This is a genomic window from Pacificibacter sp. AS14 (assembly GCF_038899935.1).
In the GTDB taxonomy this organism is placed as follows: Bacteria; Pseudomonadota; Alphaproteobacteria; order Rhodobacterales; family Rhodobacteraceae; genus Celeribacter.
In genome coordinates this window covers 203,036-223,715 of sequence record NZ_JBBMQI010000004.1, presented here as the reverse complement: position 1 = coordinate 223,715, position 20,680 = coordinate 203,036, and the positions used below count along the sequence as shown (strand labels likewise).

The 20,680-nt window shown below is 50.7% G+C and carries 24 protein-coding genes and 1 tRNA gene; 15 read left to right on the top strand and 10 right to left on the bottom strand.

Annotated features, from left to right (window positions below):
* Positions 1–126: 126 nt before the first annotated feature.
* Together WNY38_RS06830 and WNY38_RS06825 are read left to right on the top strand one after the other, a co-directional pair.
* A complete protein-coding gene (locus WNY38_RS06830) occupies positions 127–336 on the top strand; it encodes a hypothetical protein (protein ID WP_342856582.1) in 210 nt (69 codons plus the stop codon).
* A gap of 185 nt (positions 337–521) precedes the next feature.
* Positions 522–1,964, top strand: coding sequence for a hypothetical protein (locus WNY38_RS06825; RefSeq protein WP_342856581.1), 1,443 nt, complete (start codon positions 522–524; stop codon positions 1,962–1,964).
* 410 nt (positions 1,965–2,374) lie between these two features.
* Here the strand turns inward: WNY38_RS06825 and WNY38_RS06820 are convergent, their stop codons facing one another.
* Together WNY38_RS06820 and WNY38_RS06815 are read right to left on the bottom strand one after the other, a co-directional pair.
* Entirely contained in the window at positions 2,375–4,276 is a 1,902-nt protein-coding gene (locus tag WNY38_RS06820) for a UvrD-helicase domain-containing protein (protein ID WP_342856580.1), read from the bottom strand.
* Positions 4,269–6,545: an AAA family ATPase gene (locus tag WNY38_RS06815; RefSeq protein ID WP_342856579.1), complete on the bottom strand. Its 2,277-nt coding sequence runs from the start codon at positions 6,543–6,545 to the stop codon at positions 4,269–4,271. Before WNY38_RS06815 ends, WNY38_RS06820 begins: the two co-directional genes overlap by 8 nt.
* Before the next feature lie 403 nt (positions 6,546–6,948).
* On the opposite strand from WNY38_RS06815, the gene WNY38_RS06810 reads away from it, so the two are divergent.
* The gene (locus WNY38_RS06810) at positions 6,949–7,407 is read left to right on the top strand and encodes a hypothetical protein (RefSeq protein WP_342856578.1); all 459 of its coding nucleotides are present in this window, start codon (positions 6,949–6,951) and stop codon (positions 7,405–7,407) included.
* Here the strand turns inward: WNY38_RS06810 and WNY38_RS06805 are convergent, their stop codons facing one another.
* Complete coding sequence (locus tag WNY38_RS06805) at positions 7,408–8,043, bottom strand: hypothetical protein (RefSeq protein WP_342856577.1); 636 nt, start codon at positions 8,041–8,043, stop codon at positions 7,408–7,410. It abuts the gene before it with no gap.
* Between the two features lie 159 nt (positions 8,044–8,202).
* Between WNY38_RS06805 and WNY38_RS06800 the strand changes: the two genes are divergently transcribed.
* The 9 genes from WNY38_RS06800 to WNY38_RS06760 all read left to right on the top strand — a co-directional run bounded on the left by WNY38_RS06800 (position 8,203) and on the right by WNY38_RS06760 (position 13,853).
* Entirely contained in the window at positions 8,203–8,535 is a 333-nt protein-coding gene (locus WNY38_RS06800) for a hypothetical protein (RefSeq protein WP_342856576.1), read from the top strand.
* Between the two features lie 18 nt (positions 8,536–8,553).
* Positions 8,554–8,835 (top strand): hypothetical protein, encoded by a 282-nt coding sequence (locus WNY38_RS06795; RefSeq protein ID WP_342856575.1) that lies wholly within the window; start codon positions 8,554–8,556, stop codon positions 8,833–8,835.
* Between the two features lie 178 nt (positions 8,836–9,013).
* Positions 9,014–9,217 (top strand): hypothetical protein, encoded by a 204-nt coding sequence (locus WNY38_RS06790; protein ID WP_342856574.1) that lies wholly within the window; start codon positions 9,014–9,016, stop codon positions 9,215–9,217.
* A 13-nt stretch (positions 9,218–9,230) separates the two neighbouring features.
* On the top strand, positions 9,231–9,416 hold the full coding sequence (locus WNY38_RS06785; RefSeq protein WP_342856573.1) for a hypothetical protein: 186 nt from the start codon (positions 9,231–9,233) through the stop codon (positions 9,414–9,416).
* A 77-nt stretch (positions 9,417–9,493) separates the two neighbouring features.
* Complete coding sequence (locus WNY38_RS06780; protein ID WP_342856572.1) at positions 9,494–11,125, top strand: type IV secretory system conjugative DNA transfer family protein; 1,632 nt, start codon at positions 9,494–9,496, stop codon at positions 11,123–11,125.
* Entirely contained in the window at positions 11,122–11,463 is a 342-nt protein-coding gene (locus WNY38_RS06775; protein WP_342856571.1) for a hypothetical protein, read from the top strand. Before WNY38_RS06780 ends, WNY38_RS06775 begins: the two co-directional genes overlap by 4 nt.
* Before the next feature lie 17 nt (positions 11,464–11,480).
* Positions 11,481–11,795 carry a hypothetical protein gene (locus tag WNY38_RS06770; protein ID WP_342856570.1) on the top strand — a complete coding sequence of 105 codons (315 nt, stop codon included), beginning with the start codon at positions 11,481–11,483 and terminating at the stop codon, positions 11,793–11,795.
* Between the two features lie 166 nt (positions 11,796–11,961).
* Positions 11,962–12,300, top strand: coding sequence for a hypothetical protein (locus WNY38_RS06765; protein ID WP_342856569.1), 339 nt, complete (start codon positions 11,962–11,964; stop codon positions 12,298–12,300).
* The gene (locus WNY38_RS06760; RefSeq protein WP_342856586.1) at positions 12,276–13,853 is read left to right on the top strand and encodes a recombinase family protein; all 1,578 of its coding nucleotides are present in this window, start codon (positions 12,276–12,278) and stop codon (positions 13,851–13,853) included. Before WNY38_RS06765 ends, WNY38_RS06760 begins: the two co-directional genes overlap by 25 nt.
* Here WNY38_RS06760 and WNY38_RS06755 read toward each other — a convergent pair.
* The 3 genes from WNY38_RS06755 to WNY38_RS06745 all read right to left on the bottom strand — a co-directional run bounded on the left by WNY38_RS06755 (position 13,816) and on the right by WNY38_RS06745 (position 16,173).
* Positions 13,816–13,891 (bottom strand) — tRNA-Thr (locus WNY38_RS06755). The genes WNY38_RS06760 and WNY38_RS06755 overlap by 38 nt on opposite strands.
* 13 nt (positions 13,892–13,904) lie before the next feature.
* The gene (locus WNY38_RS06750) at positions 13,905–14,456 is read right to left on the bottom strand and encodes a gluconokinase (protein WP_342856568.1); all 552 of its coding nucleotides are present in this window, start codon (positions 14,454–14,456) and stop codon (positions 13,905–13,907) included.
* A gap of 13 nt (positions 14,457–14,469) precedes the next feature.
* Positions 14,470–16,173, bottom strand: a complete 1,704-nt coding sequence (locus tag WNY38_RS06745) for an iron ABC transporter permease (RefSeq protein ID WP_342856567.1) — start codon at positions 16,171–16,173, stop codon at positions 14,470–14,472.
* A gap of 111 nt (positions 16,174–16,284) precedes the next feature.
* Between WNY38_RS06745 and WNY38_RS06740 the strand changes: the two genes are divergently transcribed.
* Entirely contained in the window at positions 16,285–17,154 is an 870-nt protein-coding gene (locus tag WNY38_RS06740) for a hypothetical protein (protein ID WP_342856566.1), read from the top strand.
* A gap of 38 nt (positions 17,155–17,192) precedes the next feature.
* Here WNY38_RS06740 and WNY38_RS06735 read toward each other — a convergent pair whose 3' ends face one another.
* The 3 genes from WNY38_RS06735 to WNY38_RS06725 all read right to left on the bottom strand — a co-directional run bounded on the left by WNY38_RS06735 (position 17,193) and on the right by WNY38_RS06725 (position 18,263).
* Positions 17,193–17,492: a hypothetical protein gene (locus WNY38_RS06735; protein ID WP_342856565.1), complete on the bottom strand. Its 300-nt coding sequence runs from the start codon at positions 17,490–17,492 to the stop codon at positions 17,193–17,195.
* Complete coding sequence (locus WNY38_RS06730) at positions 17,465–17,920, bottom strand: hypothetical protein (protein WP_342856564.1); 456 nt, start codon at positions 17,918–17,920, stop codon at positions 17,465–17,467. Before WNY38_RS06730 ends, WNY38_RS06735 begins: the two co-directional genes overlap by 28 nt.
* Before the next feature lie 64 nt (positions 17,921–17,984).
* A complete protein-coding gene (locus tag WNY38_RS06725; RefSeq protein WP_342856563.1) occupies positions 17,985–18,263 on the bottom strand; it encodes a DUF2312 domain-containing protein in 279 nt (92 codons plus the stop codon).
* A 233-nt stretch (positions 18,264–18,496) separates the two neighbouring features.
* Here WNY38_RS06725 and WNY38_RS06720 point away from each other — a divergent pair, with 233 nt between their 5' ends.
* Entirely contained in the window at positions 18,497–18,712 is a 216-nt protein-coding gene (locus WNY38_RS06720) for a hypothetical protein (RefSeq protein ID WP_215990705.1), read from the top strand.
* A gap of 326 nt (positions 18,713–19,038) precedes the next feature.
* Complete coding sequence (locus tag WNY38_RS06715; RefSeq protein WP_342856562.1) at positions 19,039–20,031, top strand: phosphoadenosine phosphosulfate reductase; 993 nt, start codon at positions 19,039–19,041, stop codon at positions 20,029–20,031.
* Positions 20,032–20,035: 4 nt separating this feature from the next.
* On the opposite strand, the gene ureG is transcribed toward WNY38_RS06715, so the two are convergent.
* A complete protein-coding gene (ureG, locus tag WNY38_RS06710) occupies positions 20,036–20,653 on the bottom strand; it encodes an urease accessory protein UreG (RefSeq protein WP_342856561.1) in 618 nt (205 codons plus the stop codon).
* Positions 20,654–20,680 lie beyond the last annotated feature (27 nt).

The following is a 20,680-nucleotide window of genomic DNA, read 5'->3' as shown; positions in this document are numbered from 1 at the left end:
CGTTTCGTTCCCATAGTTCGTCTCCTTTGCTGCAATAAATGCTATCAAAGGAGCGGCATCAAACCGTGACAGGTCCATTCACGCAGACTAGACCAACTTAGGGAAGTTCCTAAGAAACTTGAAAATATGTTCAAGATTGCGCAAGAAGATGACTTGGCTGAGCGAGTTTTGGATCGGGCCAAAGCCTGCCAAGAGAAGCTCGAAAAGAATTTCTCAGTGAAAATTGAGTTCGATAGTGAAACGGTTGCAACTTTGAAAGAGATTTCAGGCCTCTATAACGCGGGTCCAATAGAGGTCACGCCCGAACTAATTTCACGCACTGCCCATAAGCGATAATTTTTGGAATGAGCGTTTTCGTTCGATACCCTTCAAGAGCATGTTTGTCCTATTTCATCATTCAAGGCAGCTTGGCATATGCTCGGGTTACCGCCGCCCACCGAGCCACGGAACCGTCTGGTCGAATTCTCTTAAAATTTATGTATACTGGACAGCTAACATGTGACTAGCGAGGAGTTTTCGGCATGATAATTACGGTTTCTTTTGACGTGAATAACTATGTCGAGGTTATGGAGGGTTGGCCACTCAAGCATGATAATATGACCTTCTTTTTGGAGAGGGAAGGCAATATTCTGAAGAGAGTGTGCCTATCATTTTCCGGTGTTGGTATTGAGCATGCGCCAAGCTTCACGCAGCCGCACGAAGCAGGCGGAAGCGCGAATTTAAAGGTAAGTAGCGGCGGCTACGCTGCTTTGGCTAGAAAGAGGATCATGAACTGGCAAGCGGTTGTCAGCGGAATACAAATCGTTGACTTGGACTACGATAGTTTTGATTTGCAGTTTCACGCTGAAAACGTCGAGGAAGAGTCCCGTATCCACTTAAAGTCCTTCAAGTCCAGCTATGATAAAGCCCTCAATTCTGCCTGCGATTTTGAGCAGATCGGTAGGGCTTTTTGTGCTAGTTCGATCCCATATGATCGAATAGAATCGACATCTCACTATCGTGAAGGTCGGCTCGCGTTTGAAGCTGGGCGGTATGTAGATGCATATAACAACATGTTCTTGTTTTTAGAAACGCGATACTGCGACGGAAAGACTAAGACGGCGCAGCAGGTTGAACTTTTATCAAAATACCCTGCTCTGTGCTTGAGCATTGAAGAAGCTGCTACAGAACTTATAAAATCGAACCAGGCTAACAACAATGAGAAGTTTGATTTGTTCGGTTCTTGCACTGGTATTACTGATAAAATTAAGGCCCTCGTCCTTCTTCGAGGAAATCTCCGGCATCATTCTCTCAAGAGTCCTTATCGTTGGGACCCTAATCAGCAAGATAAATACAAAGGCGAGGCGCGATTTTTGATTGCCGTTGTGCATGCTATCGTCATCAAGGAATCTCTGGAAGATATTTATGCCCCTGCTTCGTTGGATAATTTCAGAAAGCAATCGGTTAGCAGTGGAAATGAAATTAAGGTCAAACTCACAACCCACCGCGCTAAAAACGAACGCGCACTTCAACTTGACATGAGCTACCCGACAACCGTTGTCTCTAGTTTGCTGTGTCTCAACACGGTTCGGCATGCAATTGAGGCATGTGAAAAGGACGGCCAGCTTGCTGACACGGTTAAGTTTGAGGCTGTTCACAGTGGGCGAGGTTTAGAGCTTTTTTCCATCGATTTTGATGTTTGGGCATATACAACAACAAGAGAAATCGAGACAAAGCAACCAATTGAATTCATTCGATGCAGTTTTGAACATTTTCGCTCTGATTTGATAAGAAGGCATGAATTCTCAATTCCTTATCAGGGAAATAGGCTCACTGTTTTGGACGTGTGGAAGTTGTTGCAACGTAGCTACGATCATATTGAGCACAGAGACCCAACAACACGAATAATGAGCCTAAAGATCTTCATTAACGATGGCAAAAAAGCGATTGTTTCGTATCGGCTCGGGGCACTAGCTAGGTTTTGACCGTTCCCTAATATGGGCCGGAAGCGGCACTCGATACGAAGAGCAGGAATGCGGGCTGCGACCGCAGCATTGTGATCAGCTGTTGGATGTCTCCTTTGAGCCGATCATGTCGGTCGAGACCAACCAGCGGAAACCGAACATTCGCTGCGCGTGCGAAAATCTTATGTCAGAGATAAATGAGCCGCCATTCGTCGCCCATACCTAGGCCTTCCTTGCGACGCAGAGCAACCTGACGTCCGTAAGGCCTGTGTTGGCATCGATGATAGGGGGTGTCTGTTTTAGTTGCCGAACCATGATCCAAGTCGGTGCGCAAGTATGTCGGTTTGTCTGTTCACCAGCACGTCATTGGCTAATGCCACCTTGTTGAAAATTAATTTACCGCTCAGATGGCATTAGTCATTCTAGGTTTGTCAAATCGCAATTTCAACTTCATGATCGTGAAACCAGCCTTTTCCTAACACACTATCCTTAAGCGCTTTTGGATCATCAGAATAAGCAACCAGAGCGAGGCTCTGTTCGGCTCGCGTACAAGTGACGTAGAACAATCGACGTGTTCGATCTATCCCAGTTTCTGCACCCTTTGATTGATTTTCCAAATCGCCCTTTGTAAGTGGTTTTACATCAAATAGCTTTTCATACGAAAATAGGAAGCCACCAGCAGCACCGTCATCCATTGCAACCAGAACTCGATCAAATTCAAGACCTTTGACCCCCTGATGTGTATCAAACGGACCTAAGCCAGACATATATACATCGTAAGCAGAAATTTGATTAAAAGGGGTCTCTAGAAATGCTTGTAGGGCGTCTAAGGTAGTTACTTTTTCACTTGTTTCATCGGGCGCTTCGGTCGCAGAATCGTCCTCTACCACAACGGCTTTCTCTATGAAGGGTGCAAGACTCTGAGGGATAGAAAACAGACTATGCTCAGCTACACACCTCAAAACCTCCAAAAAACTAACGGATGAATTAGACTCAATTAGCGCTTGGATATCTTGTATTGCGACCTTCAATTTATTTAAGTTTTTTTCGCCGTCAGCTGCCGATCTGAGGGCTTTTTTATCAAGAAGCGGAGATTTAGTCCTGCGGAGATGGTTCATAACTGCGGTACCAGAACTTGATTTTTGAAGCTGGTAAAGCGGCAGGACCTGTTTTGAAAACAGTCTTACGGCGGGGATATCCCCGCTTCTTAACGCAGTGGTTAGTCTCTTGGATGATGACAGCGCAGTGAACATGTCCGAGAAACCCATTCTGGAGGCTGCCATCATGTGCTCAAGCATAAGATGCTTCACTGAAGCTCTATCCTGCCAAAGTAGGTCGCCAGTTAGTTCAAACATTTTTTCCCGAACCGCATCTTCAAAAGCTGGCTTATCAAGCTTGTTGGATGGTGCAATAAACATTCGAACCAAGCCATCTGGCTTTCCCTCTAAAACTTTCTGCTGTTGTCCGTCTGTCTCTGATCTAATATCGTTCGCGAGCGCGATAATTCTACTCGGGCTGCGCCGGTTCATCAGCTTGACCGGTTTGGCCCAGCGTTCAGGTAGCCCTTGACCCAGATCGTTTTTACCATCTCCGTAGATGCGTTGCATCATATCGCCAATGAGGCCGAGAGAAAAAGTGCTATGGTGCGCTTCTTCTAGTTTGAAAAACGCCTCAATAAGCCCTTTGTTTGTGTCCTGACTTTCATCAATGAGGATAAATGGATATCGATTTATGACGATTTGTTGAAATGATGGTTTTGTTCCCACAAAGTCACCGCATATCTTCAAAACCTCCGCATGGGAAAGAGACGCTTTACCAATATTATCGCCATTTGGACTGTAGGTGAACTCACGCTTCTGTTTCAACCAATCTAGACGTTCTTGCTTGCTGACAATACTCCGTTGCCTAGTGATTGATGCTTGCGTTCCCGCCTTGCCTTTTTCTTCGAGACGCTGGAGTTCGGCGATTTCGTCAGGGAGGGACTCACTTAGCCATGCGCGAATATCATCATGAAATGACTGTATCTGAAGCCAGCAAAAACTATGAATTGTGCTGATATGGAAGAGTGGATCACCCTTCACACGTTCAACAATTTCGTCACAAGCCGCGTTAGTATAAGTGATTACTGCAATTTTTCTTCGTGATTTTCGAAATTTGGCACCATGTGAGACCTCAAACGCCTCAAGTGCTTTAACCAAGGAATATGTTTTTCCTGAACCTGCTCCTGCGTATAAGAAAAAGCTTTTTGGTGCTTCTGGAACTAGGCATTGGCTGATAGTTGCATCCACTGAATCGTCAGTGTTTGAATTTGCATAGACAGGTTCACTAACCATTTGCCGGAACCTCCAAATTAAGAGCGCCTAAATCCACATCACTTAACTGACTTTGAAGCCATTCAAGTCCGCTACGTATATATGGGGGGGGAACAAGAGCTGCTCCGTCCTCTATATCCACGAGGCATTCTACGGCAAACACCGCCTTTTCAGCTCGATCAACAATCTCGAATAACGCTGTTTCAAGATCTTCTCCTGAGATGTCGCTCTGAATTAATTCAGAAATTTTGTTAGTGGTGGATGACCCAGACAAATCCGCTAAAACTTCAAAATTCGCGTAAACTAATGCATCTTCAAAGGTACGAGCAATTAATTGCGAACCGTCAGTCTTTGTTGGGTCAGGTACAGATTTTTGATAGGCTACATATAAGTCATATTCACCATCGATACACACTGCATGCTTATCATCGCCTAATGCGACCAATTCATCAATTTTGCTGAGTTCAGGATGCCATTTTGCTAAGGTGGGATTGGTGGTGATCTGACCTGCACCGAGAGCAGCCTTAGCCTTTTTGTTTCGTGTTGTTTTAACGCCTTTTTTGGTCTCAATTTCTGTCGGTATTGCAGCATCCAAGTCAGTTATGATTAAGGAGGTGAGTCCCAACGCCTTAACCAATGGCTTGAAACGAGGTGCATTTGATCCACCAAGATCAATCAGACTTATATATCGACGCCACAGCTCATCGAAGTGATGACGAATAAAGTGCGGCACAAGTATTCTTTCAGCTTGTCCCTCGATAAATATGGCCGCGTCAGCGAAAAACAGATCACAATCAGTCGCCTTAATGTATCGTGTTACAAATCGAAGCGTTTTGTCATCCTCGCCGAAAATATTAGATAAATTTACTACCGATGATGTCGGGGGGTGTCCTTTCCCTTCTGCTGGAAGACGGCGGAAATATCTTAGGTTGGCAAAATCTACCTCATGAGCCACATGGCTTGAATGTGTGCTAACAAATAACTGAGTGTTGAAGCTACTATCAGGCCCAGCGAGGTCTGGGTGGTTTCGTAAAATATCATAAGCTTTCTTTATAAATACCTGCTGGATTTGTGCATGAAGGTGTGCTTCTGGTTCCTCAATTAAGATGAGTTGAAGGGGAGCCACGCTTGTATCTTCAGTTCCATTGGACTTTGGTGCGATCCAGTCCTGTCGGAATCGCATGAGCAAAAAGACCATCGCGATAAGGTTTTGATATCCTAATCCGGCATAAGATTCAGGCAGGAAACGTTCTTCTTGTCCCGCTTCAGGCTCCGATACCTTGTACTGCACAGCTGAGTCATGGTTGAGACCATCTATGGATTTGAAACGCGTGTTGATGGAAATGCTTGGATTATTGACACCGGGAATACCCAAGTGTTTCAATTCATCAAAGACCATAGAAAAGCCAGTTTTCAGTCGTTTGTCGAAGGCCTTCTCCGCGCTTTGCATCGCTCCAAATGCTTTTATATCATCTTCATTGAAATCGTCGGCCTGATCGACATGACTATCGTAGTAGCTGCGCACGTGATCTGAAAGGGTTCGTACTACGCGATCCGATTTTGAATTTCGATCATCTTCTACTGAAGGTGACGAGCTGCCAGTCGAAAAATCTCGCATCGCGGGAATTTCACGAATGAAGATTAACTCTTGAAATGGGTTGCTATCGAGTTCGAGTATATCGTCATCCAAGGACTGTGGGGAAGCGGTTCCTTGACCATTTGGATTAGCCCGTTTGTCAGGGTCGAGGGAAAAAGATCTTAAAACCAAATACTTGGATAAGTTCTTTTCTAGAAATTCGACTAAATTTCGAGGGGTGATGGACAATGGCTGGCCCGCAGGAGCCTGTGCTTCAATCTTTTTAGCTTCCAACCGCTCATCTAAGTAGGAGCTTTTTAAACTATCCAGACCTTCAATGTCGAACTGCAATCGAACCCCTATAATCCCACCAGCCCAATCTACGTCTGGTAGAATATGCACGACATGATGGATTTGCGATAATGGAACGTCTAACCAAACATCTAATGTTGGGAGTAAGTCTCTCAACTTCGCCTCTGGCTCGGTTTGGTCTTCCCAACATTGCCCGATTTGGTCCATCGCGGCCCAATTTCCGATGGATATATCCCTCAAATTCAAGCTTTTTGGAGAGATTAGAAATTTCCTCAGGGCGATCATTGCAGTAGTCTTACCGCTATTGTTCGCACCAACTAACAGGGTCTTTTTTTCGTCAAAATCAATTTGGCAACATTTTAGCTTACGAAAGTTTGTGATTTCTACCAAGTCGATCTTCATAATTTTATATTCCCAAACTCTACAAACGCGCACTGGCTTTGCAACTATAAAGAGAATATCTAGATGGAAGGCTAAATTATCAAGCGGTATTCCCAGTTACCCACAGTGATAAATCGTCAGGTTGTCATTTCGTTGGGAAGTAATCTCGAAATAAGCATCGTGTGACGCCATTTTGCTGCGAGCCTGACCGGAAATTTTAAGCTGCAGCGCAGCGGTAAACTATACGGAGAATGCTGCGGGATGTACGAATGCCCGCAATGCGGGCTGCGGCCGCAGTATCTTTAAGAGACGGTCAATGTCGGCAATAGGCCGTGTGTAACGTTCGCGCAATTGTGCTTGTGTTTCGTTGCGGTTGCATGATGTAAACCTGTGTCTGTCTTGGTTTTACGGGAATAATTTGACGATGGCCAAACCAGGCAGTCTTGCGAACAAGGCAAAGTTCATCCTTGAGCGAACGTCACTATCTATCGATGATGTTCAGCCGATTCCTATATTGGAGATGGCCAATGAACATCTGACAGGTCTTGCCGAGTTTTTCTCGGTAACACTGCCGCGTGACCGCCTTGAGAACGAGACTTGCACCTATCTTGATCGCCTTGCGTCGGCCGCCAGCTATCTGGCCAAAGAGCTGTCTCAAGACCCGCACAGAATGATACCGGTTGAGGACCGCGCCCTCAACAAAGAGCAGAACATGCCAGTCTACCTTGTTGTGGCAGGATTTTTCGACGACATGGCACAGGTCCTGCGCGACCTAGAGCTGTATCCTGAGTGGAATGATTATTATGACGACATGGCCCGCAAGCTGACTGAATACGCGGTGGCGCTGCGCCGTGGAACGGACACTGTGATCCGGTACAACTAATCAAAGCGGCTCTTTTTCGAAGCAGGCCACGATATAGTCCAGATTATACCCTTCGGGGAGCTGGAATTTGTCGTTTTTGATCGACCATGCAGCACGTAACATAATCTCAAAGAAATGCGGTTTGAAATTGTCGCGCGGCACGCCGCCGACGCGTAAATCGTGTTTGCCCCAAACTTCGCGCACCTGCACATCAAACTCAAAATCCAATAAAACGGGGCATGATCTGCATTTTGTGCCGTGTTTGCTGCGCGTAAAACGCGCGACGCGCTGCCTATGGTCCGCGTTCGGGTCGATGTTCCTGAACTCCGTCACATAGTGCGGTGACGTGTAGATTTTATCAGGGATGTATGCCTCGCAGTGGAACATGCAATGATGCAGGGCTGGCCAAACTGGGTCATCGGTGTCGGGCAAATCTGATGCCCTGCAAAACCATCCTGTCAGCTTTTCATCCTCCATGAATCGTCGCCGAAAGCGGCCAAAGAGTGTGCGAATCGACCGCTCTGAGCGCTCCATATCGCGTGCAACCGCTGCTGCGCCAACCCCGCCAGTGAATCCGCTTAAGGCTGTCAGAAACTCCTGTTCTGACAGTTTGGTATTTCGGCAATAACGGTTCTTTGGCGTGTACGTCCGGGGCATTGGCTCTGGGGGGTAATATTCTTCCTGAGGTTGCCGCAATGTTGGTGGTTTAGATCGCGCAATGCAAGGCTGCGTACAGGGAAGACGAGAATGAAGATTAATTTTCCCAATAAAATCAAAATCTAAAGCGAATTAAAATCAAATGTGGAGACCCTCAAAATGAACTCTATCACTCTCGCATACCTACTATCTTCCAGCGCAGGCTTCTCTGTCGGGACAGTGTTCTTGAAGAAATTCGCCGACACGGGGGCATTCACGGCACTGGGAACGGCCTTTGGAATATTTGCAGTGAGCAACTTGATCTACGCAAAACTCCTGCAAGTCGGCCTTGGTCAAGGCGTTGTCTTGTCGAGCATGGCGCAATTGATCCTGATGTCTACCGTCGGAATCGTGCTGTTCGGCGAGCGCATGACGCCTTTCAATCTCACAGGTTTGGTTCTAGCGCTGATGGCTGTTTGGGCCTTTGCGCTGCACAGCCAAGCTTTGGCTTGATCGGTGAGGCGTTGAACCATGCGCAATACCGCACATCAAAAAGGCGCAAAGGGGCCGCTGTCCAGCTTCACAGGATTATTTGCACTTGGTGCTACGGTCTTTGTCGGCCCGCTTGTCTGGCCCCTAATATCCACCCCTGTCACCGCTATCTTGCGTGACCTCTACAGCTATTCGACCGCGCAATATCTGGCGTGGTCAATGGAGATGGCAAGCTACCCAATAACCTACTTCGCCATTCGCGCAGGCGTTGAGACCGTCGTGACGTATCTCAATGTCCTCGTGATCAAACGGCTCATCTGAGCCACACCACCAGCAGAAAGGAAAAGACAATGGCACGCTATAAACATGTCGGAAACGTCTACCGCAAAGAACCAAACCCTTGGCCGGGGATCATCGCCGCCGTGGTCATTCTGATCGTCATTGGCGCGGCCATCGGCTGATCCCTTCCCTCACTGATCACCCTTAGAAAGGAGACACTATGAGTATTCGTGTGAATTGGAAACTAAGCCTGAAAGAACGGGCACAGGCGGCATTTAGCTGTGCCGTGTGCGCCATCATCGGTCTTGTTGGTCTGGCGCATGCCCAGACCGAAACAGGACAGGGCTTTGCCGCAATGTCGCTGGTTTTGGCTTGCGGCTTTGCATTGGTCGCCGTTTGGGGCGCGCAAACCCGCCGTTACTGAGAAAGGACGCAATATGTCTGTTCGTTTTAAGCACCGCCGCAAGGATTACCTGATCGGCACGATCTTTACTGGGCTGACGGGCTGGTTTGGACTTCATGTCCTGTCGGTCACGCCAACGGGAGAAGCCTCGCTCTGGGGCTGGCTGTCGCTCTGCATGGCAGGGCTTAGCCTGTGGAGCCTGCTGCGCGGCTGGTCCTGATCCAAAACTGTTCCGCCCGTGTAAACGCATGGGCGGAACAGACCCGAATTTTTCCAATACAAATTATGAGGCCAGACATGGTTGATCTACAACGGTCCCCTCATGGGAGCGCCGGGTTTGCTAACGCATTGATGCGCAAATCCGCTGGACTGATGAAACGGCACGGTGCCTATATCGGCACCGATGAAGCCGGAAGACACCATTATTCATCGCAACAATCGGCCATTCTTGTCTGCGGCGGAGCACGTTCACTCAAGGGCAGCGTTCTAATCCCGTGGCTGATTGATGGTTGCCTCAACGGAGCCTTTGGCCCGATGAACATCGTATCACTGGATTTTAAGTTCCAGAACGGGCGCATCGCGGCGCTACAGGCGCGGCAAGGTCGCCACGTTGTGAACATCACACCGCGCGAGACGACATCAAGCAGCATCGATGTGCTGTCCTATATCGATCCTAAATCTCCGGAATTAATCCCCTTGGCCAAGCTGTTTGCAGCCAATTGGATTCCGTTCAGTGGCGGCGGCAACGCGGCTTTCTTTGAGGGTTCGGCGCAACGCCTTTTGGAAGGTGTGATTGTTGTTCTGGCACGCAAAAACAATGGCGTTACATTGCCCGAACTTGCCGACGTGATGGCGGGGTTTGGCGATGCGACGGATGACTGGCTGGATTTTGAGTACGATCTGTCCATCGCGCCGGAAGCTGAATATCGCAAGATCGCACAAGAACTGACCCGCCTTCGGGATCAGGGATCAGACTCTGGTGGTTACAGCGGCATCAAAAACGAAATCGCCCGCAGTTTTTCTGTGATGAGCGATCCTCAGTGGCGAAAGGTTTTATCGCCGCCATTTGACTTTTGCCCCTCACAACTGACCAAACCGGATGCTGCCCCTTATTTTGTCACCATCGCCGAAAACAAAGATTATTCAGAAACCGCCGCACCCGTTTTGCGGGCGATATTCACCGCTTTTTTGGTCTATAAACGCCGCGTGCCTGCCGCCGCCTCACGGGAACAATTTTGGCTGCTTGATGAGATTGGCAATGTCGGAAAATGGCCCATGGCGGTTGAGCTGGCGACTTATGGCCCCGGATACGGCATCCGTCCGGCCTATATTGTGCAATCCACTGCACAGCTTGATAACCTCGCTCCACGTGCGTCAACCATTTTGCCCAACTCCTGCGGCACGCAGATTTACACAGGAACGCGGTCGGTCGAGCAAGCCGCACTGATCAACCGCCAGCTTGGGCGGGTCACGCTTGACTATGTCGATCCCCAAAATCTTGAACGTGCGCAGGTGGCCAAGGCCAAAGCGCTGGCCCGCTACGGTGCTGGTCAAGCTGATGCTGCCGTTGTTGCGGCGGAACTTGCTGAACAAGAGCATATGGCACGTCAATATCGCCCTATGGCCCGCGATCTGCGCAATGTGGATGAGATCATCAACGAAGCCAACGGCAAGGCTTTTGTGTTTTTGCCCGGTGTGCTGGAAAAGCCCGCCTACCTGACCATTCGGCCCTATTGGGAGCGGCGCGATCTGGCCGGGGCGGCGATGCCTGACCCCTTCCATGCAAAAGACCTCTCGCAAATCAACGTTCCAACACGATTTGGGATGCGTCGGCGACCCATCGTGACCGAGCGGGTCCGCCCTGAATATGCGCATCTTTATCAATACCAATCCGGCTACTGGTCGTACGTGAAAGGCTATCGCCCATGACACACAAACCCAATAATTTCCCGCGCGAAGGCATGCATCAACCTGTCACCAAAACGGCCCTGCAACAACTTGAACAGAACCGCCCTCAGCATAATGCCGAGCTACATTACACGATTGGCGGCACCATTGAGGCTGAGGTGCATTCCAATCTCAACGCCGAACGCGAAGCCGCGATGATCAACGGGCATCGACGGCTTGCCCAATCGTCAAAAACCCTCAAGCAGACCTTCAAAACCACAAAGCCAAGCCCCCGCACCGAATACATCCGCATGCAACGCGAGGCCGCACGCAACGTACCCTCCAAAACGCAAACCCGAATTCTATCTAAGTCCCGTTAACCTAAAAGGATAACCCCATGACTGACACTCAAAACACACCCAAACGCCCCATCGACAAGCACCGCGACGGAGCACTCGAAGTCGCTATCTGGAAGCAGGAGAGTGACAAAGGCCCATTTTACACATCTGAGCGCACGCGCGCCTATCAGGACAATAATGGCGATTGGCAAAAGAGCCATTCCATCCCCGAACGCGACCTGCTGCGCGCCGCCCGCCTTGACCAGAAAGCCTATGAATCCATCCAAAAAATGCGGGATCAAGATCGGGCGCAGTATATCGAGCATCAGAAACAGCCCAACACACAGCCCCGCGACCAAGACCGCAACCGTTGAGTGCTGTTCGATTGCAGCCTGCTCCTGCGACGGCACATGCAGAAAGCGCGCATTACTCTGGAATATATGAATATATTCCTTGATGGAATTCAAACTATATGAGATGTTCTTTCTTCGTTCTCGTCAAATATTGAAAGGAAGAACACACGAAAGGAAGCCCCACAATATGCCCCAAATCCCATTTGATCCCCCGAAAAACAACCTATCGCGCCGTACATTGACGCTGGATGTCGACCATTACCAACACATGCTGGACGCCCCTGATCTAGAAGAAGAGACACAGCGCGAAATGATCGAAGCCCTTTGGGTTTTGGTCGTCAGTTTTATCGATCTTGGTTACACAGTTGATGCAAAAAAATCCTGTGGAAAAGCTGCGATTGCAGTTTCTGACGCGCCAAGCCCCGCTTCAACTGTGCTACACTCAAGCCATCCCAATGCGACACCCAGCTTTACACGCAGCGCCACCACACTGGCTGTGCCATGTCAGAAAAAGGAGCCTCTATGAAACCAGATACAAAGATCACAAAAGCAGTCATTTATGCACGTGTTTCCGGTGCCAAGCAGGTACGCGAAGGGGACGGCCTTGCCAGTCAAGAAAACCGTTGCCGTGAATACGCGACCTACAAGGATTACGATGTCGTCGAAGTCTTCCAAGACGATATGTCTGGCAAGTTTGAACGTCGTCCTGCCATGGACCGAATGCTGGCATTTTTGCGCCTGCATCCCAAAGATTCGGTTGCTGTTATTATCGACGATATCAGCCGCTTTGCGCGTAACGTACAGGCACATATCGCCTTGCGTGAAACGCTGTCTAATGCGGGCGGCATTCTCGAAAGCCCGTCGATTGAATTTGGTGAAGACAGCGATTCACGTCTCGTTGAACATATGCTCGCTTCCGTTGCACAGCACCAGCGCGAGAAGAACGCAGAACAAACGTCCAACCGCATGAAAGGACGCATGATGAACGGGTACGCTGTTTTTACGGCACCTATTGGTTACACTTATAGAAAGACCGGATCACATGGCAAATTGCTGACCCGCAATGAACCTGTCGCATCCATTCTGCAAGAAGGCTTGGAAGGATATGCCTCAGGTCGGATCACATCCCAAGCCGAACTCAAGCGGTTCTTTGAAGCCCAAGGCGCCTTCCCAAAATGCTTGCCCAATGGTCAAATCCGCCAGCAAAGGGTCTCAGACATTTTGAGCCGCGTGATCTATGCCGGATACATCCAACATGAACCATGGGGCATAAGCCGCCGCAAAGGACATCATGAACCTATAATCTCACTCGAAACCTTTGAGAAGATTCAGGCCCGCAGAAATACACGCGCCGTTGCTCCACGCCGCACGGATATCAGCGAGGATTTTCCGCTGCGCGGTGCTGTTATGTGCGCCTGTTGTGAACAGGCCATGACTTCATGCTGGTCAAAAAGCGGAACGGGTAAGCGCTATCCTTATTTCTTTTGTCAAAACCAAAAGTGCGAAAATCACCGCAAAAACATTCGTGCAGAAAAAATTGACAGCGGCTTCGAGGCCATCTTGCGCGGTATAACGCCAAGCACCCAGTTGTTGACCATTGCCATTGCTATGCTCAAGGATGCTTGGGCGCAGCGCATGAAACACGTCGCACACAACAAAGCCGCGCTCACAAAGCAGCTTGCAAAGTTGGAAAAACAGCAAGACGGGTTGATTGAACGCTTGGTGGAGGCCAACAACCCAAAAGTTGGCGCTGCATTGGAGCGCAAAATCGCCAAGCTGGAAGATGAAAAGCTGTTGGTGCGCGAAAGGCAGACCCCAAATGATCCCCCGCATGAAATCACACCCGAACTTATCGAACTTTTAGAGAAATTCTTATCAAACCCTTGGAAAATATACGAAAAAGGAACGCTCGCCATGAAGAAAACGATCCTCAACATGGCCTTTAGAGCCCCTTTGGCATATGACCACAAAACCGGATATCGAACTCCACAACCATCTGTAATATTTGATTTTTTTGGAAATTTTACATTAAAATGTAAAATGGTGCCCCCACACGGACTCGAACCGCGGACCTATTGATTACAAATCAATTGCTCTACCAGCTGAGCTATAGGGGCATTGAGGGATCGTTTAATGATCTTGGCGGGGGGGTGCAAGAGGATTTTTGAGAGTTTTTTGCACTAATTGAAAAACTTTTTCTGGGGTGCTCTCAGCGAGGACTGGGAACACCTTTTTTTCTTGGGGTTCGGGCATTTCGAGCGTCGCGAGTTGGCTGTCGAGTAAAGTGGTCGGCATGTAATGATTTTCGCGCGCGGCCATGCGGGTGAGAATCGCGTCACGCGATCCATGCAGCAAAATGATTCTCGCGCCGCCTGATTCCAACTGCAAAAGATCGCGGTAACTGCGTTTAAGGGCGGAGCAGCTGACCACAACGCCACCGTGCTGAGCTGCGCCATCCCGCGCGGCATGGGCCAAGGTCGTCAACCAAGGCATACGCATATCATCGGTCAAAGGGTGCCCTGCGGACATATGGGCGACGTTTTCTGGCGGATGATACTCATCGCCCTCAAAAAACGGATAGCCGGCCTCCTTGGCCAGTGCAGCAGCAATCGTGGATTTGCCGCAGCCAGAGACGCCACCAACAATAATGATGTCTAGAGTTTGAGAATAAGTATCAGACACGATATGCGCCCCCCTATGTGAGATCAGACGCGTTTTCAGACCGCGCCATAAGCAAAACGGCCACAAGACCCACAGCGATCACCAAAAGCGCTGCAGGCGAAGCCTGTTCCAATTGTTCGAGAGAGGCCTTTTCGTGGACCCGCGTGGCCAAGGTGTTGTAATTGAACGGGCGCAGCAACAGCGTGGCGGGCAGTTCTTTGACGCAGTCGACGAAGACGAGCAACAAAGCGGTGCCAACAGAGCCACGGATCAATGGAATATAGACGCGACGCAGGGTGCCACCAAGGGTTTGCCCCAAAGAGCGCGCAGCCATCGGCAAAGATGGCGCCACACGCCCCATCGCTGCATCAGCAGCACCTTGGGCGATGGCAAAGAAGCGCACGCAATAGGCAAAGATGATCGCGAAAGCAGAGCCTGTGAACAAAAGCCCGATTTCATGCCCTGTGATCTTTAGGATCAGATCGGCCAGAGCGTTATCAAAAGCGGCGAGTGGGAACAAAATGCCGATCCCCAAGACAGCGCCGGGGGCAGCATAGCCAAGCGTTGTCAAAGGCAAGACCATACGCGGCAAGGACCGCCCCGTCAGGCGCACGCCGTAAACCATGAACAAAGCGGCTGTGACTGTTACAATCGCGGCAAGCCCAGCCACGGTGAGAGTGTTTTTGAAGGCTGAGATCAATCCAGGGGCCAGCCACTGATCAGGCTCGCCCAGCGCATGGCTTGAGATCACATAGACAGGCAGCACGAAGCCGATCACAAAGGGCACGGCGCATAGGCCCAGCGCCACCCAAGCTTGCCAACCTGTGAGGCGGATCGCAGAAATGGGGCGCGGGTGGCGTGCGCCGCTGTGATAACGGGCCTTGCCGCGCGAAGATTTCTCGAACGCGAGCATCAACAATACAACAAGAAGCACCACAGAGGCAATTTGCGCCGCCCCGCCTGCGTTGCCCGCCTGAAGCCATGTCGAGAAAATGCCAGTGGTCAGGGTTTGCACTGCGAAATAGGACACTGTGCCAAAATCTGACACGGTTTCCATCATCACGATGGCAGTGCCAGCTGCGATAGCTGGACGCGCCATGGGCAGGCCCACGCGCCAAAAGCGTGCAAAAGGCCCTGCCCCCAAAGCACGGGAGACTTCGTAGATCGAGCCTGAGTGTTCGCGAAAGGCCGAGCGCGCCATCAAGAAAATGTAAGGGGTCAAAGCGGCTGACAGCACGATGATCGCGGAACCAAGCGAACGGATTTCAGGAAAGGCGTAATCGCGTGCAGAGCTCCAGCCAAACAAGGATCTGAGCGCAGTTTGCACGGGGCCAGCGTATTCAAGGAAATCGACCAAAGCATAGGCACCAACATAGGCAGGAATCGCCAGAGGCAGCAAAAGCAGCCATTCAAGCGATTTCGACAAGGGAAACCTATACATCGTGACCAGCCAAGCCGCACCAGTGCCCACACAGGCAGACAGAAGCGCCACCCCAAAGGTCAAAAGCCCAGTGGTGATGGCGTAACGGGGCAAAGTGGTGGCCATAAGATGCGGCCAGATGTTTTCTGTGGGATGCAAGGCGATCCAAAGCACGCTGAGGATCGGCATCAACACCAAAACAGCAATCACCACAGAGCCGACGGACCACAGACTGGCACGTTTGACAGATCGCAACCCAGCAGAGGGGCGGCGTTTTTGGACCAGTTCGGTCTGTGGTTGAGTGATTTCGTGGGTCATTATGGGGACCGCATACGCGAAACCGGTTTCGCTGTCCAGAAAAGCGCATATACTAACGACAACACATTCTAAATCGCCGCACAAATGCGCAACACAGGGCCCCAACCTTTTATGAACATCTCCTTCCATATCGGCGCGCATTGTACTTACGGCTCTAAGCTTATGCGCGGACTGCTGAAAAACAGGCCTATATTGGAACATCATGGTGTGATCGTGCCGCCCCCCTCAAGGTATCGCGAGGTTTTGCCGCAGGTGATGAAACGGGTCAAAACCAGCCGCGCCACCCCTGAGGCGGAACAGATGGTGCTGGACGAGATTGTCGACACCCAAGACTGCGACCGCATTGTGATGAGCTATGAGGATGTGATTTGCCAACCTCAGGCGATTTTCCATGGTGATCGTCTGTATGGCAAAGCTGAATTCAAACTGCGCTGGCTGCGCAACGTGTTTCCCCATAGCCCCATGGAATTTCACATCGGCGTGCGCAATCCTGCGACGTTTATTCCTGAGGCCTGTCCCGATCCGCGCAACTATGCGGCTTTTATCGGCAAAACGGATTTGGACGCGATACGCTGGTCTGATTTCATCAACTCGATCCGCAAAGCCTGCCCTGATGTGCCGATCACTGTGTTCGCCTATGAGGATACGCCGCTGACATGGTCGCAGATCATGCGCGAAATTTCTGGACTTAATCCTATGGTGCCCATTGAGGGTGGTTTGGATATCTTGGCGCAGATCATGCAACGCGAGGGTATGAAGCGCCTGCGCACCTATTTACACACCCACAAGCCGCAAAACGAAATCCAGCGTCGCCGTATTTTGTCAGCCTTTTTGGATAAATATGTGGATGAGGATGCGAACGAGGAAGAAATCGATTTACCGGGCTGGGATGACGCCTTGGTGGATCGCCTGTCTGAGCGGTATGAAGACGATCTGCACGAAATAGAGCGTATCCCTGGCGTGTCGTTCATACAGCCCTAGTCTGTCACCCGCTTTGCACGCCTTCTCTATGTGCGCACCTATTGGGCTTGGTACGCCTCTATCAAGTCAGTCACCCCTGAAACAGGATGCGCCTTAAGCCACTTGGCAACTTTACAACCTGCGGATCCATAATACAGATCACTGTATTTGCCCGCCTCAACCCCAGCAAAGCGTCGCCAATCTTTTGCTTTGACGGGCAGATCAACTTGCGCTGAATCACAGGTTTCTGGATCAAGGTCAAACCGCCCATCGCGTGACACATAGGTGGCCAGACCTTCATCCACCCATGCTGGAAACTGGCTTTGCCCCCTCAGCCCGAGCCGCGCATGCAAGACCACATGGGCCAGCTCATGCGCGATGATGGCGGTGTCGTGACCGTAAGGCCAAGATAGAACAGCTTATCCCCGTAAGTGAGCGCCAACGTTTGATGCCCGCCCATCAGGGCATTACAGGTATCAGTGAAACACACCAGGACGCGCGGGTGCGCTTCAATCGAACCAAAGGCCGTTTCCACGCGGTCTGAGGCAATCTCATAGCGGCGCAAAATGTCACTGCCATCAGCGCCTGCACCCGGTTCAATATAAATATTATCCGCCACCTTGGAAAAGCCAAAGCAACTGGGGCAAAGCCCTGCCAAAACTGGCGTCAGCCCCAAAACAACCAAACCGATGCCAAACCCAAGCCCGAGCGCCAAAACAGACAACACGACGCGGCGCCAAATGCGCGCGCGCCGTGTTGCCATTTCGGTGAGATCGATACGCGACATACCGTGTCACCTCGTAATGCGAACAGGCTTAGGCTTAGGCTTAGGCTTAGGCTTAGGCTTAGGCTTAGGCCATGCCCAGCGCTTCTTTGTACATTTCCAGTACGGCTTCTTCTTCGGCGATTTCATCGGTGGACTTCTTGCGCAGCGCGATCACTTTGCGCAAAACTTTGGTGTCGTAGCCGCGACCTTTGGCTTCGGCCATCACTTCTTTTTGCTGATCCGCAATGTCTTTCTTTTCCATCTCGAGGCGCTCAAAGCGCTCTACGAATTGACGCAGCTCATCTGCAGTCACACGGTAGGTTGCATCTGGACCTGAGGGTGTGTTGTCGTCGATATCGATCATGATAGGGCCTTTTGTTTGTATGCGTTGGGCGAGATCGCATGACCTCTGTTTGATCTGATCCCTAGCGTCCCAGCCCCCCTATGGCAAGAGACCGCACATCCATGGGCGCAGGCTTTGGCGGGATGTTGCACCTGCGCTCATCGTCTGTGTGCGACGTCTCAGCCTTGCGTAAAACTTGCACCCTTTGATCAGACGCAGTAAGCGACCCGCAACCTATAGAAAAAGGACATACCATGGATATGCTCATCTACTTTGGCGTCGCCTTGACGTTGGCTGGCGTTGCTTTGCTGGTGTACTGCATTGTTCAAGCGCTCAAAGCGAAAAAGCTTGGCGGATCAGACGACGAGGTCCGCGCGCGTTTGCAAAAAGTGGTCACGCTGAACTTGGTGGCTTTGATGATTTCCGCCATAGGTCTGGGCGCTGTCACTATCGGTGCCATTCTGTCTTAAGCACCGCCCAAAGTGTTTAAATATTCATGCGAATCTATGTGTGGTCCCTGTTCAGAACAGGGGCCGGTGCGCCTCTTACTTCTGCCATAGTTCCTATCAAGCTGTGCTCAAAAGTCCCAAAAACGCGTTACAGTTTCCGCATAAGAAACAGTTAACCAAGTAGGCGCAGAAAACCTTTTTATCCTCGTCAAAACGCCCTAATCAATTGGCACATCGTTAACTAAGTTCGTGACAACCTAAAAGCGTGGGAAAAACTTTCCAACGCTCCGTGGCAGTGTCACAATTGCCTTGAGTGCTAAGACACGAATAGATTGGACACCACCGTAATGGATCACACGCCCGACACAAATGGACCACGCCCTCCATTCGGCGACATTTCGGACCTCCCACGTCATGAGTGGCTTGAGGCCATCGAAGACATCGGCGAAGAAGCCGGTTATTTCGAACCTTTAGGCGCAGATCATTGCGTTATATTCTTAGACGACTCCCCGCGCTTGCTGGTGACCTTCGAATCTTATGAAAGCATTACAGAACGCAGCGATGATGGCCTACCACTGGGCCTAAGTTTCGCCCAAAAAAACGGCTGGTCCCATTTGGCCATCATCGCCCATGCCAGCGATCCCGCATCCCATTGGTTCCGCGCCCCCAATATCTACGGCTATTTTGATCGCCTTGTGGATGACGGTTTTTTTGAGGACTTCGACCAAGTGACCTTTTACGGGGCCGGCGCTAGCGGATACGCGGCCTGCGCCTATTCCGTGGCCGCCCCAAGTGCCACCGTGATCGCCATCGCCCCCCAAGCCACATTAGACGCGCGCCTTGCCTCTTGGGACACCCGCTTTGCCAACACCCGCCGCATGGATTTCTCTACGCGCTATGGCTTTGCCCCTGACATGGTGGATGCCGCCGATACTGCGCTTGTGCTCTATGACCCCCATATCGACGTTGATGCCATGCACGCGGCCCTGTTCAACCGGACCCACACCCGCTTGCGCCCCCTGCGCAACTTCGGTGCGGACCCCGAATTTGAGATGCTCGAAATGAACGCGATCGAGCCAATTCTGGTCGCAGCGATGGATGGTGCGTTGACCGAACAGGCCATAACGCGGGCTTTGCGCAAACGCCGCGACCATGCGGGTCATCAGCGCCGTCTTTTGGCAGAGGTTACCGCCAAAGATCGCCCCGTTTTGACAGCCCGTTTGTGTGAATATGTTCTGCGCACCCGCGACGGTTGGCGGTTCAAGAAAGCGCTCAAAGCTGCTCAAACCGCGATAGCAAGCCGTCAAGCTGACAAGGAACCCGAAAACTCTGCAGGCTAAGTCTCTAACCGGCCAAGCCACCGTCTTCTTCTACAAAAGCACAAATTTGGTCCACACCCTGCCCTGCACGCAAAGATGCCATCACATAAGGCAACGCCCTGCGCGCGGCCTGCGTGTCTTGTTCCAACTGCGCCAGATCAACACCAACATAGGGCGCCAAATCAACCTTATTAACCACCAGTAAATCCGAGCGCGTCAGACCAGGGCCTTTCTTACGCGGAATATCTTGCCCAGCGGCCGTGTCGATCACATAGATCGTCAAATCCGCAAGCTCTGGCGAAAAGGTCGCAGCTAGATTGTCGCCACCGCTTTCGATCAAAATCACATCAAGATCAGGAATTTTATCGTTCAAATCTGCAATCGCGGCCAAATTGATCGAAGCATCTTCGCGGATCGCCGTATGCGGACATCCCCCTGTTTCCACACCACGAATTCGCTCAAGCGGCAAGATTTGTTGCCGCATCAGGGCTTCGGCATCCTCGCGGGTGAAAATGTCATTGGTGATCACAGCCACGGAATAGCGTTTGGACAGCTCCTTGGCCAAAGCCCCCGTCAAAGTGGTTTTCCCCGCCCCAACCGGTCCGCCGATGCCGACCCGTAGAGGTCCATTTTTTGACGCCATTTTCTTGTCCTTCAACTCTGTAATTCG